Origin of the sequence: Bradyrhizobium sp. CCGUVB1N3, from assembly GCF_024199925.1 — a bacterium.
Lineage (GTDB): Bacteria > Pseudomonadota > Alphaproteobacteria > Rhizobiales > Xanthobacteraceae > Bradyrhizobium.
This window is the reverse complement of sequence record NZ_JANADR010000002.1, coordinates 1-15185: the sequence shown is the minus strand read 5'-3', so window position 1 is coordinate 15185 and position 15185 is coordinate 1. Positions and strand designations below refer to the sequence as shown.

Annotated in this window: 8 protein-coding genes and 5 pseudogenes; 11 read left to right on the top strand and 2 right to left on the bottom strand. The window is 60.3% G+C overall.

What is annotated here, in order from left to right; translation table 11 throughout:
* Nucleotides 1–126 precede the first annotated feature (126 nt).
* The 7 genes from NLM33_RS46770 (at nucleotide 127) to NLM33_RS46740 (ending at nucleotide 11057) form a co-directional block, all read left to right on the top strand.
* On the top strand, nucleotides 127–393 hold the full coding sequence (locus NLM33_RS46770) for a hypothetical protein (RefSeq protein ID WP_254106281.1): 267 nt from the start codon (nucleotides 127–129) through the stop codon (nucleotides 391–393).
* Between the two features lie 101 nt (nucleotides 394–494).
* Entirely contained in the window at nucleotides 495–1967 is a 1473-nt protein-coding gene (locus NLM33_RS46765) for a ferritin-like protein (RefSeq protein WP_254106279.1), read from the top strand.
* A 17-nt stretch (nucleotides 1968–1984) separates the two neighbouring features.
* A complete protein-coding gene (locus NLM33_RS46760) occupies nucleotides 1985–4477 on the top strand; it encodes a hypothetical protein (RefSeq protein WP_254106277.1) in 2493 nt (830 codons plus the stop codon).
* Nucleotides 4478–4503: 26 nt separating this feature from the next.
* On the top strand, nucleotides 4504–5856 hold the full coding sequence (locus tag NLM33_RS46755) for a radical SAM/SPASM domain-containing protein (RefSeq protein WP_254106274.1): 1353 nt from the start codon (nucleotides 4504–4506) through the stop codon (nucleotides 5854–5856).
* Nucleotides 5849–7261, top strand: a complete 1413-nt coding sequence (locus tag NLM33_RS46750) for an NAD(P)/FAD-dependent oxidoreductase (RefSeq protein ID WP_254106272.1) — start codon at nucleotides 5849–5851, stop codon at nucleotides 7259–7261. Before NLM33_RS46755 ends, NLM33_RS46750 begins: the two co-directional genes overlap by 8 nt.
* Entirely contained in the window at nucleotides 7258–10620 is a 3363-nt protein-coding gene (locus tag NLM33_RS46745; protein WP_254106270.1) for an AAA family ATPase, read from the top strand. Before NLM33_RS46750 ends, NLM33_RS46745 begins: the two co-directional genes overlap by 4 nt.
* A gap of 20 nt (nucleotides 10621–10640) precedes the next feature.
* A complete protein-coding gene (locus NLM33_RS46740; RefSeq protein WP_254106269.1) occupies nucleotides 10641–11057 on the top strand; it encodes a DUF4440 domain-containing protein in 417 nt (138 codons plus the stop codon).
* 307 nt (nucleotides 11058–11364) lie between these two features.
* On the opposite strand, the pseudogene NLM33_RS50095 reads toward NLM33_RS46740, so the two are convergent.
* Nucleotides 11365–11493 (bottom strand): annotated as a pseudogene (locus NLM33_RS50095) (molybdate ABC transporter substrate-binding protein); the annotation flags it as partial.
* Nucleotides 11494–11729: 236 nt separating this feature from the next.
* Between NLM33_RS50095 and NLM33_RS46730 the strand changes: the two are divergent.
* From NLM33_RS46730 to NLM33_RS46715, 4 pseudogenes are all read left to right on the top strand, one after another.
* Nucleotides 11730–11888, top strand: a pseudogene (locus NLM33_RS46730) (ISNCY family transposase); the annotation flags it as partial.
* A gap of 203 nt (nucleotides 11889–12091) precedes the next feature.
* Nucleotides 12092–12533: pseudogene (locus tag NLM33_RS46725) on the top strand (transposase); the annotation flags it as partial.
* A 532-nt stretch (nucleotides 12534–13065) separates the two neighbouring features.
* Nucleotides 13066–13315 (top strand): annotated as a pseudogene (locus tag NLM33_RS50090) (IS701 family transposase); the annotation flags it as partial.
* 193 nt (nucleotides 13316–13508) lie between these two features.
* Nucleotides 13509–14575 (top strand): annotated as a pseudogene (locus NLM33_RS46715) (IS630 family transposase).
* Nucleotides 14576–14599: 24 nt separating this feature from the next.
* Here NLM33_RS46715 and NLM33_RS46710 read toward each other — a convergent pair.
* Nucleotides 14600–15185: ribonucleotide-diphosphate reductase subunit beta (locus tag NLM33_RS46710; RefSeq protein ID WP_254106268.1), on the bottom strand; the 586-nt coding region annotated here is incomplete at its 5' end.

Here is a 15185-nt window from a genome sequence, read left to right as displayed (position 1 = left end):
AGCTCAAGACACGAATAGCTGTTGGTTTGCCAGGAACTAGAGACTCGTCTTTTCGAGTTTCGCATCTGCTAATTCACGTAGCGTCCCGTTCGCACGCAAATATGCGTGGAATATTGGGGGTGTACGGTGCGAATCGAATCGCTCGAATTCGGCAGCAATCGCTCTTCCGCCCGACTTTCGCTCGCTAAAGCCGTTGCGCTGTTCACACTCACCATCGCATTTTTCGGAGAGCGAGCGCTGGCGCAACGCGCTAGCAAAGTGCAGACGTACCAAGAAATGCTGATCTGGACCGGCGACTATGACGGAATGATCGATGGAAGTTGGGCGGCGGAACTTTGCAAGCGATCAAGAGGTTGCAGAGGCGAAACCGCTACGATGCGAGCGGCGATCTGACCGACCAAGAAGACGTGGGATAGGGATATGGCGGTTGTGCATGCCGTCGATTGTCGAGGAGATGACGTGAGCTAGGATCTGTTTGCTTGGGGAGGACTGTCGTGCAGCCACGTCAAGAGCGTCAGATCGACAAGAGCCGAGAACTTTCCTGGTACGAACATCTGCTCGTGCTCTTGCAGATGGGGGCATCGATCGAGCATGCCCTCATGGTGCAATATTTGTACGCGGCCTATTCGCTGCGCGACGATGTCGAGCAGGCGCGGCGCTGGCGAGAGACTCTGTTGCTGATCGCGCGCGAGGAAATGGGACATCTGCTGACGGTGCAGAATATTCTCGCGCTGCTTGGCGGCCCCATCAACATCGACCGCGAGGACTACCCCTTTGACACGCCGTTCCAGTCCTTTCCGTTCCAGCTCGAGCGCCTGACCCGCGGCTCTCTGGCATGCTATTGCTATGCAGAAATGCCCGTGGGTCTGGAAAAGGACCCCAAGCGCGCTGCAGAGTACGCTGCAATTCGCGCGGACGCGGAGAAGCACGTAAGGCAGCAAGGAAAGAACATTGGGGCCGAAGTCAAACACGTCGGGGAGCTTTACCACGAGATCGTCGGGATTCTCGGCGATCCCGAGAAGATCCCGAACCACTGCTTTGTCGACGCCGCTTTCGGCCAAATGAGTTGGGATGACTGGGGGCGCAGCTACCGCGGCGAACCTGCACCGAAGACGACAACTCCAGAGGTCGCAGCGCAAACAGGCTCCGAACGGGCCACCCTCTTCATCAGCAAAGCCACCACCCGAGAGCAGGCCATTCTCGCTCTCGCAGAGCTTTCCGAGCAGGGTGAAGGCCTCGTTGCGATCGAAGAATTGATGGGAGGCGCCCCGATTCTGCGAGCGGTCCGCCCCAGTGTTCATAAGATAGAACCTGAAGACAGTCATTACGGGCGCTTCCACGCGATTTACGAGGAGCTTTGCAAATACGAGGATGAGAGTGAGTTCAGCTGGAATGTTCCGCACAACCCGTCGAGCGACTATTCGGAAAATCGCCCTTCGGCGCAGGGCACAACTGCAAGCAGGATCCAGATCGAAAGCAGGCGGTCGCGCCGGTGGGCGGGGCTTTTCAATATTCGATATCGCATGCTGCTGACCTGGCTGATGCATGCGCTCATGCTGACCAGACGGCATCCGCCGCCGGCAACGGCGCATCTGCGCGGACAAATCATCCACCGCGCGTTCGGCGAGATGTACAACATAAAGGCGATTTCAGAAGTTCTCGTCAAGTCGCCGTTGAAAGACGATCAAGATCCGAGTGATCTGCAAGATCCGAAAAGTCCGCGCGCCGGGCCCCCGTTCCAGATGCCTTTCCGCCTGACGCTTCCGCCCAACGAGCGCGATACCTGGCGGATTCACAGGGAGGCGATCGCAACATCGCTGGAGCTCTGCGAGAAGCTGCTCAGCGACAAGAAACATGTATGCGCCATGGAGACCAGACCCGCAGCGAGAAACTACCTCGCGGCATTGAAGGAAGCCGACGAGGACGCTCTTCTATGGGCCAAAAGCGTTTTTGATGGGCTTCGATAAGTTGGGGAGTTGGTGCGATGCCGATCAAGCGAATTGCGATCCTGCCGCCGTTGGCCTTTGCGCGCTTTGGCTCGCACCCGGAACCGGTTGACAACTACACGCTTGAAACGCCGAAGGGCGAGGATGACCTGTTCGGATATCGCCGCATCATACCCGAGCCGACGTTCCAGATCTCGGCGGACGGCGAGATCACGGGGAAGAGAACGCCAAAAACGATCATTTTCAAGGAGAACGGCAAGGTCCGTCCGGTGGCGCCGTTCTTCGAGCTGTGGGCCGAGTTCGACGACGGCAGTTTTGAGCACCTCAAGCAGAACATGTTAGGGGATGCCAAGCTCGAATGGTGCGTCGAGGTTGAAAATCGCAAGGTGTTTCGACGCACCTACAACAACGACGATGTTGTCAAGGCAGAGGCCGACTGGTTTTCAGACCATGCGCCTCACAAGCTTGAGGGCAAGTGCAATAACTTTCTCGCTGGCGCTTCGATCGACTTCGGCGAGGTGCGCTACATAAAGCCCAACAGCAACTACCCTCACATCCGCTTGCGCTTCACGCCTGCTGCCGGACGGATCTATGGCTCCGACAAGCCAATTGAGAACCTGGAGGAAGAAAAGTTGGTGGCCGAGCGCGTCTACAAAGACCGGGGCAAAGACGCGAAGCCCAAGTCTTGGGTGCGTTGGGAGCACGAACGCGACAAGGAATACGAGCACGATATCGAGACAGTGCCGCCCGCCCTGTTCGCTATCATACCTCCCGCGCCGCCCTGGCTCAATCGCGATATCGCGATCAGCCGAGGCTACCTCGACGATGCCTGCGACGGGTTCGTGCGTGCGAAACTCACGATATCCGGCTGCACTCTCTGTGCAAAGGCACGCATCGGCGTCGCGCCGCCGCATTATGCGCCCGACACGTTGTTTGTTCGCAATCTTCTCGACGATCTCGAACAGGCGCGCGAAGGCATCGAGATCGAAGGCGATTCGCGTGACCGCGCTTTGGAGATCGTGCGGCGGGCGTTCGAAGCCGTCCGCTTCATGAACGTCGCCGTCATGAACGGCAATCCGTTCAGAGGTCGCGATGGCATCGACCTCGATACCATGCCGGCCGAAGAGGCGTTCGGCAATCAACGCCCGCTGCGGCCGGTGTTTTCGCCCCCGGCGGCGGACACGCGCGCCATCATGGCATTGCATCAACGTGTCTTCGCGGCAGTGACGAGCGGGAGCGCCGCCTGGTTCGCAAAGCTGCTTCGGCAGCCCGAAGAGGTCGCCGATCTGACTGACGACGGACGGCGCAAGATGCCGGCGCTCATGTGTGGCGCCGACAGTAATTATCTCGCTTTGACGCGCCGACAGATCAATGCGATCGAAAAGATCGGGCCGCGAAAGATAGTTCCGTCTGCGTCGAAGGAAGTTCCTGCCTCATCGTCGGAGGCGCCCCCGGCATCGAACGACGATTCGCGCCAGGCGTCCAAGCAGGAGCCTGGTTCGCCGCCAAAGCAAGAGACGCCTCCACCTCCGCCGCTGCAAACAATCGACGCGGACAAGCTTGTCAGGTTGCGCCCGGTGAACAAGAGCGCAGAGCTGCTGTACAGGGCGACTGGCAATCCAATCAGTTCACACCCGATCACGGCCATCGGCAACTGCTGTCCGGGTCTCGAGTTCGATTTTCGTGCGGTCTGGCGCCGGCTGTTTGTTGGAATCACGCTGGTCGAGCACGACAACCTGGTCGTCGACGCCGATCCTCCGTTTCAGCATCTGCTGGGGCGTCGGTTGCTGAAAATCGGGGAATACGAGGTGGTCGCCGAAATCAGGGGACCGAAAACATCCGACCCAACCGACTCCATCGTCGAAACCACCGAGGAGAACCCGCATGGCGTGATTTGCATGGAATGGTCGAACAGTCTTGCGCGTGTCCTGAACGAAGCGGGTGACAAACCGGGTTACAAAGTCGCCTGCATTTTTAGTGGTGGCGACCCGTGGGGTCCACGCACTGGTTTGCCGGAAGAACTCAAAAATCAGAACCAATCCAAAGACGCGAAAGGTCCCAAAGGTTCGAAAGTATCCAACGATCCCAAACATGATCCGATGAACCACAAAAATCCGGAGGATCAAAACAAGAAGTGGCTGAAGCAAGAATTGGAGGTCCGCAACTTCTTTGAATCGGATTCAGCCGTCATCTCGGAAAAGCTGGCGGAGGCGGGCGAATTGACCCAGGGCTTGTGCTCGCCCTGGCAGAACGATTTTCGCGAATGCTCCTGCTACTACTGGGCCTCCAGCCGACCCGACTATGTCAATGTCACCATCGGGCCGGACGGGACGAGCCGCGGCGACAATTGGCTGCAGAAGGAACGCATCGGCGACTACCTTCCGGACGATTACCAGGACTCGCGGCTCATCATGTACGACGATCTGTTCAGGGAATGGGAGCGCATCCTCAAATTCCAGGTGGGTGGAAGGGACTACAAGCCCGACGAGGAATCCGAGCACGCCGACGCTGAGCTCCCGAAAAAAAAGTGATCCCCATGGGCATGGACGCGTTTGCAATGCCCTCAGCCGTCGGAACGCGTTTCATAGCGGCCGGCGCGCCGCGCTCGCCCGACATCCATCTGCTTGAAAGCGAGGCTGGCCATCATCTGTTCGTGGTCAACGGCAGCCGGCTGTTCGACGTCGCGCCTGACCTGTTCGCCCGCCTCGGCGCCGCGATCGCCGCCGACTGTGTGAGCGAGGTTTTGTCCAGCATCGGCGTGGGCGAGCCGCCGTTGATTGACGATGCGCCGCTTCCCGCGCCGCCGATTCATGCGCTGTCGCTCGCCATCGCACAGAAGTGCAATCTCGGCTGCACCTATTGTTACGCCCAGCAAGGCGAGTTCGGCGGGACCGCCAAGAACATGGAACTTGGTGAGGCACTTCGCGCGGTGAACTTGCTGGTGGGAAGCGCCCAACCGGGGGCACGCCTCAATCTCGCGTTTCTCGGCGGGGAGCCGTTGGTCAATCGCAAAGTGTTGCGGGCCGCCACACAGAACGCCGTGCATCTGGCCGAAAGGCGCAAGGCAAAGATCACCTTCTCGATCACTACCAACGGTACGTTGCTGAGCGAGGACGACGGTCGCTTCTTCGAGGAGCATGGTTTTGCGGTCACCATCAGTATCGATGGCCCGCGGGAAGCCCATGATGCCTTGCGCCCTTTCAAGGGCGGCGGCGGCAGCTATGACGCGGTGATGAAACGCGTCGCGCCGCTGCTGAAGATGCAGCAAAGGATGCAGGTTTCCGCGCGGGTGTCGGTGACGCCCCGAAACCTCTCCCTGCGCCGGACGCTCGACACGTTTATTGCCGCCGGCTTTCACAGCGTCGGCTTTTCCCCTGTGCTCAGCGCGCCCAACGCCGAAGGCGAAATGCAGTCCGAGGATCTCGAACTCATGCTGGGTGAAATGATCGATTGCGGGCTGGAGTTCGAGCGCGCTTTGCGCTGCGGCCGGCGCTATCCCTTCGCCAACATGGTCAACGCGATGCGAGAGATCCACCGCGGAACGCATCGCCCCTATCCCTGCGGCGCAGGCGCCGGCTACCTTGGTGTGTCCGCGGAAGGCGAACTTTCGGCCTGCCACCGCTTCGTCGGAGACGAGATTGGCGCGATGGGCTCGCTCGACGACGGCGTGGATCTTTCTCGCCAGGCTGACTGGCTGGCAACGAGGCATGTCCACCGGCAGGAGCCCTGCAAATCCTGCTGGGCGCGCTATCTCTGCGGCGGGGGCTGCCACCACGAGGTCATCCGGCGCGGGCGGCCGGCTTGCGACTACATCCGCGCCTGGCTAAATTATTGCCTCGAGGCCTATCTCCGGCTGTCGTCCGACCCGGGAGCGGCTAGGTTCGGCCTGACAGGAACGGCCCATGGCTGACGTCTGCGTCATCGGAGCGGGCCCTGCCGGTAGCACATTCGCTGCGCGAATGGCCCAACTCGGACATCAGGTTAATCTGATCGAACGCAAGCTATTCCCGCGCAGGCGTCTGGGCGAGTCCTTGAGTCCCGGCGTCATGACGCTGCTCAGGGCGGCCGATATGCATGAGACGATAGAGGCAGCGGGTTTTCCCAGAGTGAGGCGTGTCTGGGTAAAATGGGCCGACGGACCGAGATTCCGTGAGGATCTCAGAGAGGAATGCCTTCTGGTCGATCGCGGCGAGTTTGATCTGCGCTTGCTGGAGCGCGCGCGGGCCTTCGGGGTGCGGGTTCATCAACCCGCGCATGTCCTCGAGCAAATTTGGGACCGCGCGAAATGGCGGCTGACCGTCGACGTCGACGGTACCTCTATGCATCTAGCTGCCGACTTCGTGGCGAATGCCAGCGGACGGCGCGGCGTTTCACCGCGCCGTCAAACCAAGATGGGTGCGTCCACGCTGGCGGTTTATGGCTATTGGCGCGGCGCAAGCGTGCGGACCGCGCCGTGGATCGAGGCGGGCGAGGACGTTTGGTATTGGGGCGTTCCCGTGCCCGACGGAACCTATAACACGCTGGTGTTTGTCGATCCCGACCGGTTCAGGTCGGCTCCGGGCTCAAATCTGTCGGAGCGCTTTCTGGGGCTCATCGGTCGCTCCGGTCTGATGGCGGACTGTCGCGACGCCGAGCTGGTTGCCTCCGCGCGCGGCATCGACGCGACACCCTATCTCAGCAGCGACTGTGTGGCGCCCACGCGAATTCAGTTAGGGGACGCGGCGCTTGCGATCGATCCGATTTCATCGAGTGGTGTTCAAAAGGCGATCCAGACGGCGCTTTCCGGCGCCATTGTCGCCAACACCCTGCTGGGCCGGCGCGAAATGATCAACGCCGCTCTAGATTTTTATGGCGCGCAGCTGAGCGATGCATCGGAACGACACCGCCGCTGGGCCGCCGGGCACTATCGCGCTGTCGCGGATCAATGCGACCGCCCGTTCTGGCGACAACGCTCGGCCCCGTTCGAGACGAGGGAACCCCCACTGCTTCCGGCATTCGAAGCTGGCGCTTTGGCAACGACACCCGTCGAGCTGTCGCCCGAACTGGAGTTTGTCCTCACGCCCTGTCTGCGGGGTGACTTTGTCAGCCTCGCCTCGGCCTTACATCATCCGCGCCTTGGAAGCCCGCTGGTGTTCCTCGGGGGCCGAGAACTTGCGCCGCTGCTGCAAAAACTACCGCCAGGCAAGACGCCGCTGCAGATCGCGCAATTCTGGTCGAACCGCATGCCGCTCAAATCCGGTATGGCTATCGCAGGCTGGCTCGTCAATCACGGCGTCTTGGTCAGACAGTCTAAGCAGGGCGGAGCGCCGTCATGAGAGCTGCTTCCCTCTCGGAATGGCTCAAGTCACACGATCTCGAGCGTTTCATTGAAGTCTTCGAGGAAAACGAGGTTGACCTGACGACTTTTCGGGTTCTGACCGACAGTGATCTCAAGGAGATTGGTATCCCGTTCGGACCGCGCAAGCGAATCCTAAGTGTGCTGAGCGAGGGAAAGGCGCTCAACGAATCGGCCGCGCAGGCCAGGACGGCGACAGGTGAGCGCCGCCAGTTGACAGTACTGTTCTGCGACATGGTGGAGTCCACCAAGCTTGCCTACAAGTTCGATCCCGAGAGGCAGCAGATCATTCTTCGCGCCTACGAAGAGGCCTGCACGACCTGCGTAAATCGTTACGAGGGCTACGTCTTTAGGATGCTGGGCGATGGCGTCGTCGCTTTTTTCGGATTCCCACTGGCGCACGAATCCGAGGCTGAACGCGCCATCCGCGCCGGGTTGGATATCGTCGAGGCCATCGCACGACTGAATATCAAAGGCGTTGGGCGGCTGCAGGTTCGCATCGGTATCGCTTCAGGCATAATTGTCGTCGCCTCTGGCGAACGGAACGCGTTCGGCGAAACCATGAACCTAGCTTCCCGCCTTCAGACGGTCGCCAAACCGAACTCCGTCGTGGTGAGCGAAAGCGTGCGCCGGTTGGCGGCCGGGGAGTTCGAATATGAGGATCTAGGGGAGAAGGATCTGAAGGGCGTCAGCGGTTCTAAGAAGGTCTATCACGTACTCGGCTTGAGTCGAGCCGAGAGCCGCTTTGACGCAGCAACGAAGCGCGGGCTCACGCCCATTGTCGGACGTGATGCAGAGCTCTCGACATTGACAGACATGTGGCGGCAGGTGAAAGAGGCGCGTTCGGGGCGGGCGATCCTGCTGCGCGGGGAAGCCGGTATTGGCAAGAGCCGAATGGTGAATGCGCTGCGCGAACGCCTCCAGAACGAACCCGTCCAAACTCGGCTGTTTCAATGCTCGCCATTCTTCGTCAATAGCGCTTTCTATCCTATCCGTTCGTCTTTCGAACGGGGGCTTCTTCCGGTTCGCAACAAGGGTGCGCAGATCCAATTGGGCCAGCTCGAAGCGCGGCTCGTCGATCGACTGGGCCTTGCCCGGGAAGACATGCGCTTTGTCGCAGCGTTGCTTTCGGTTCCTTACCAGGAGCGCTACGGGCCGATTCTCGTTTCCCCCAAGCTCGCCAAGGAAGAGACTATGCGAGTGTTGATTGAGATCGTCCGGGCTGAGGCGCGCGCGGGACCCACCCTTATTCTGTTCGAGGACGCTCACTGGGCTGACCCGACGACGCTCGACCTGCTTGGACGCTTTATCGATGTGCTGGCCGACATTCCGACTTTGTTCGTCGTCACGGCGCGCCCTGAATTTCGTGTGTCATGGACGAATGACTCTGCCGTAACCGCGGTAGGTTTGGCGAAGTTCACCCCGGCACAGAGCAGTTCGCTCGTCGCGAATGTCGTGGGGCGGAAGGCGCTGCCGCCTGGCCTTGCTGCTCAGATTGTTGCCAAGGCCGACGGCGTTCCCTTGTTCGTTGAAGAGCTGACGAAAACCATCATGGAGTCCGGCGACCTAATCCTCGACCGCGATCGGTACGCCTATGCCGGATCGTCGGCCAACGTCACGATCCCCGAAACCCTACGCGACTCGCTGATGGCGCGCCTCGATAGAGTAGCGGTGAGCAAGGAAATCGCCCAGGTGGGTTCGGTCATCGGCCGCGAGTTCAGTTATGAACTACTCGCCGGGTTAGAGCTGATGAGCGAGGAGGCGCTGAGCGATGGACTACGACACTTGACCTCGTCCGGGCTGGCCACTTGCCACGGCGAGATCCCCCACGCGGCGTATACGTTCTCCCACGCCCTTGTTCAGGATGCCGCCTATGAATCTCTCCTGAAAAGTCGACGTCGGCAGCTGCACGGTGATGTTGCCCAACTCCTCGAGGAACGCTCGCCGGCGACGCGCGACTCCGCTCCGGAATTGCTGGCCCTTCATCACACCGCGGCGGAGTGCCATCGTATCGCCGCACCACTGTGGTTGCGGGCTGGCGAAGCCGCGATCGGGCGATTTGCCTTGCGCGAAGCAATCACGCATTTGCGGGCTGGCATGTTGGCGGTATCGAAGCTTCGGCCGTCAAAAGCGCGCGACCGTATGGAAATCTCGCTGAGAACCGCGCTCGGGCCAACGATCGTGGCGCAGCGAGGTTGGGGTCAGGCTGAGGTCAGCGATATTCTCAAACCAGCATGGAGGCTCGCGCAGTCGCTCAAGCGCACGACGGCCTATCTGCCGATCCTGAACGCGTTGTCGGTGCACTATATGTGCATAGACCAGCTGACGGAATCCCTCCGCTGGGCTGACAGACTATCAAAGGCCGGGGTAGAACTCGGCGACGACGGCTTGGAAATCGTCGGACATCGCGCCACTTCCGCCTGCCACTACTGGCTTGGCGAATTCGAAGCGGCGCTCCGCTCTGGCAATGAAGTGCACAGGCTTTACGACCCGAAACGGCATTGGGGCCTGGTGGCGCTCACCAACACCGACCCGTTCACCGGCGAAGGCATTTATCGCGCGCAGTTCCTCTGGATGATGGGTTATCCCGATCAAGCGCTCGCGGCGAACCAGGCTACTGAGGCCAACGCCCGGCGTCGGGGCCATCCGTTCGACCTTGCCTTCGCGCTCACGCTCGGCGCCCAATTGTTCGATTATCTCTGCGATTCCGATGCTCTGCTGCAACGTGCCGACGAGGCCGAACGCATCGGTAAGGAGCGCGGCATCGCGTTGCTTGGCGAAATCATGACCGAGATCAGCCGCGGCGTCGCGTGGCTGCGCGCCGGGCGTTTGGCCGAGGCCCTGACGCAGCTGGATCGCGGTATCGAGCGGCTGATGCAGACGGGGCACCGGATCTGGATCTGGTATCTCAGGGCTTTGCGCGCGGAAGCGCTGGCGCTAACCGGAGACATCGATGGCGCCTGGAGCCTCATCGAGGAGAGTGTCATTCGCATTGAAGCCGGCGAGGAGCGCTCGCACTATGCCGAGGTGCTGCGCTTGAGGGGCTGGATATTGATCTTGCGAAGCGAATCCGAACAAGCCGCGGCGACCTTGCGCAAGTCCTTGATGGTCGCCCGTGACCAGCGCGCAAAATCCTGGGAGCTTCGCGCCGCGACCACGCTCGCCCGCCTTTTGGCGAGCGGAGGCGATCAGGCTGAAGCGTTTGCGGTGCTGGCGCCCGTCTATGAATGGTTCACCGAAGGGCTCGACACCAGGGATTTGAGAGAAGCCGCCCAACTTCTGGCCGAACTTCGCAGCGCCCCGCCGGCGCGACAATCCCGAACCGTTCACAAAACCTGAGCCTACCAGGGAGTATCACGATGTCTAAGGAGCATGACGCAGAAGAAGCGGCGATCAGGGAGCTCGATGCGGAATGGAGCAAAGCGGCAACCGCAAAGAATATGGATGATGTAATGAAGTTCTACGCAACCGACGGTTCGCTAGTGTGGCCGGATCAACCGCCCGCCAAGGGACACGCGGCCATCCGCGCCAGTTGGGAAAGTATCTTCGATGCAGCGCCGAACATGTATCTGGATTTCAAGCCAACACACATCGAGATCGCCAGCGGAGGCGAAATGGCTTCTGACTTCGGCGTGGTGCATTTCGCACCGCATGCCAAAGCCGATGATCGCAAGAACACCGCAAAGTATCTCGTGGTCTGGAAGCGCGAACACGGCGCCTGGAAAGTGCTTTACGACAGCTGGAACTGGAACGCGCCGGAAAAAGACCGCGAATGATCGATCCTAAGTGCGGGATCAATGAGGCACGACAGTCGCGCCCGCAGGAAGTAGTACTGAAGCTCGCCGGTCTGAGACCGAAAGATCTTGTGCCCGTATTGAGCAACAGAGCGAAGTTATCAGAGGTCCTCTCCGGAAAGCGTCCACCGTCATTAAGTGCGATTTGCTCTTCATAAGAAACTAAACATTCCCGCCGACTTCTCCTGCGGGAGCGTCAGCCAGCGGAAACTTCGATATCAAATCCCGAGAAGTTTCCTTGGAAGAAACTCGTGAAGCGCAACTGTAGGTCCATCGCGGGCCGCGCGTAAAACTTGACTCCGGTCCTGGCGGTGTAGGCCGCGTCGATCTCGTCGAGCGCGTTCTTCATCGAGGCGGCTGCGAAGACGTGATCGAGGCCTGACCTGGAGAGCGTTCGCCTGGCGCGCACGATCTCGATTCGGACGCATTTAGTTTTCTTCGATTGAGCTTGGGGCTTCCTTCGTCCGATCTGTCCGGTCTTGCGCAAGGAGGTATCGGCCCATCGATGGACAAGACGCTCGCAGGGTTGTGTTTCGGCGTGGGGTCTCGACCATGATCGGCGTAGGGGTCCCGTCATCTCGAATCAATGGAATCAACGGCCTGAAAGGGTCTCGACGACGCCGATGGGGGTCAATGTTCGATCAGTATTCACACTCCCGGTTGCAGGTGGAATATCCTGGAGCCTATCCGAACAAGCTTCTTCGAACGCTTCAACGTCGGCTTAAATCCTGGCGCAGCGAGCAAGCGAACACGTTGTTGTTCGTTCCTTCGGAGAAAGCGTTGCTGGGGCACGAGGGCACAACAACCCAATGATGTGGCAGGCGCCAGCGGAGGAGGCCGGGCGCTCCGAAACCCCGGCCATCTCCGCACCCGGCCTCCTCCTCAATCCTGGCCGGGAGCAAATTAAATGAGGCAACCGATCGCACTCGGGGGCATCGATAGGTGAGGCAATACGCGCTTCCACCCAAATTGCCGCGCGGCATTCTGGGCGCCACCGATCGGGCGATCGATCTGGTGAGGCGCTTGCAGATTGCTTTCGCGATCATCGCCGCCCGGACTTGATCGAGCATGCGGCCAGGACATTGATCGGACAGCGGGTCTTTGGCCAATTGGCTACGAGGATTTCAACGATCACGACGAACTGCGGCACGACCCGCTGATGGCGGTGCTGGCGGGCAAGCTTGAAGCCCGGCGCGAGGACTGCGCACGGTGGCCGGCAAGTCGACGCTGAACCGGCTGGAGCTGAGCCAAAGCGAACCTTCGCGCTATCACAAGATAGCCTATGAAGCGGCGGCGATCGAGGCGCTGCCGGTGACGCTGTTCCTGGAGGCGCACAAGCGAGCGCCGAAGCAGATCATCCTCGATCTCGACGCCACCGACGACCCGCTGCACGGGCATCAGGAGGGGCGCTTCTTCCACGGCTACTACTATCTGCCGCTGTACGTGTTCTGCGGCCGGCTGCGAGCGCGTGAAGTCCGGGAAGATGGTCTGATTAGCGATGGAAAAATCGGCACGCGGCGCGCCTTGGAACACACACCGCGTGCCGCCGAAGCTCGTGCTAGTGCGCGGACAGCCCACACGCAGATACGGACCGCCTCTTCCACGAGCAACAGTGTGTCGAGCATGCCGCATCCACCTGACGAAAAGCTGACGGGCCGGATCTACTCCCACGAGCGCGCTGATAGGTGCACGCGAATCAATCGCCGCTGAAGTGGACCCCGGATTTTGGACCAGCGGCTTAGGTGGTGGTGACGGATCTGGCGCAACTGGCGGCCTTCCGGGGGACGGTAACGGCGCCCGTCCAGATCGCAGTGATCGTCGCTTTCGAATGCCCATCGCAACCTCCAAGTCTGGTGTTGCGACGATCGATTGAATCCGCCCAGGGCGCCTCACACGGCTATCGCGCAGACCTTTCGGCCGTCGGCATCACCGCTTCCATGAGCCGCAAGGCCGATTGCTTCGACAACGCCCCGATGAAGAGCTTGCATTCCGGACTCTCGTTGAGACGGCTAAATTGCGCTGGCGCATCGAACTCGACTATCAGGAACCCAAGCAGGAGGTCGGGCTCGGCCACTTCGAGGGACGCGGCTGGCTCGGCTTTCATCATCACGCAACGATGTGCATTGCAGCTTCGGATTCCTGATCTCCGAGCGGGAGACGATTGCCCCCTCAGCGCTCGGCGCGCCCGGCCGATCCCGCTCGCTCGCGTTCCCGCAGATTATAGACCCCGCGGTTCTGCCGCTACCGACCCCAACGTCACATTCCAGATTCGATCACGACGATGCGACGGCGACTCGAACAAGGGCTGGCCCGAACGCTGTCGAGATGTCCTTGTTGTGCAATCAAGTTCGCCCATTCCACAGACCACCGTTTGTGACGCAGTAAGACTAGTACCCACTTTTCTTGGATCGTGAGTCGTGATTCAAGATAAGGATGATACCCGAAGCAAGAGAAGTCTACCTTTCGAGGAAAGATCGCAAGGTGCTTGAGGCGCGAGTTGCCGCTCGCCAACGACGTTGCAGCGCGATTTGAAGCGGGCGCAGATAGTTCTGTTGGCGGCGGATGGTCGCAGCACCCGGTCGATCACCAAGGAAGTTGGAGTCCAGCCGCGGATCGTCAGCCTTTGGCGGCATCGCTATGCCGACCACGGCCTTGAAGGTCTGCAAGACAAGCCGCGGCCGGGCAAGCAGCCAATCTATACGAAGGCCACCGACAAGCGGATTCTGAAGCTGCTGGACAAACCGCCCCCGGAAGGGTTTGCGCGCTGGATCGGCCCTCTGCTGGCCGAGGCGCTGGGCGATGTTGACGTCCAATATGTCTGGCGGTTCCTGCGCAGCCACAAGATTGACCTTGCGGCTCGCAAGTCCTGGTGCGAGAGTAACGACCCGAACTTTACGGCCAAAGCCGCCGATGTTGTTGGCCTCTACGTCGCCCCGCCCGCGAAGGCCATTGTGCTATGCGTGGACGAGAAGCCCTCAATCCAGGCCTTGGAGCGAGCGCAGGGCTATCTGAAGCTGCCCAATGGCCGCGCCTTGACGGGCCAGAGCCACGACTACAAGCGGCATGGCACCACAACGCTGTTTGCGGCGCTTGAAGTCGCTACCGGAAAGATCATCGCGACGCATTCGAAACGCCGTCGCCGCGTCGAATTTCTCGACTTCATGAACAACGTCACCAAGGCTTATCCGGGCCGCCAGCTTCACGTCATCCTCGACAATCTCAACACCCACAAGAAGAACGAGCCCTGGCTCGAGGCCCATCCCAACGTGAAATTTCATTTCACGCCGACAAGCGCGTCCTGGCTCAATCAGGTCGAAGTATGGTTTTCGATCTTGCAGGGGCAGTCGCTCAGCGGCGCCTCCTTCACAAGCCTCAAGCAGCTTCAGGACCACATCGATGCCTACGTCAACGCATACAACCACAAAGCTGAGCCCTTCGTCTGGACCAAGAAAAAGGTCCGTCAACGCCGCCTCAAAGGCCGACGTATCACTCAGCTCTGATTCCGGGTACTAGGCTCGGATTATCTATATACGGCCGAAAGTCTCCCACACCCCGTCTTCGCCGTCCCAGCTGCCGCGGCTCGCTGCCTTGGAGTACTCCGTGGCGCGCTGCTCGAAGAAATTTGCGTGCTCGATGCCATTGAGACTCTCGACAAGCCACGGCAGCGGATGCGCCTTGACTTGGATGAAGCCGCCCTCCTTAGCCTCGAAGAAGCCGAAGACCGGGGCAATCTGGAGCTGGGTCAGTCGCCAGTCGGCGACATAGCGGACGTAGGCGTGGATCTGCTCAGGGCACATGCCCTCGATCTTGCCTAGGCCAAAGGCGAGATCGACGAAGTTCTCCTCCAGCTTCACCATTGTCTTGGCGACGTCGACAACGTCGTCGCGAACGGTGCACGTCACCGCTCCGGTTTCGCGGTGCCATTCGTGGAACAGCTTAATGATCCCCTCGCAGTGGAGACTCTCGTCGCGCACTGACCAGCTTATTATTTGTCCCATGCCGTTCATCTTGTTGTGGCGCGGGAAGTTGAGCAGCATGGCGAAGCTTGCGAACAACGCCATGCCTTCGGTGAAGGCGCCGAACATCGCCAGAGTGCGAGCGACATCGGCT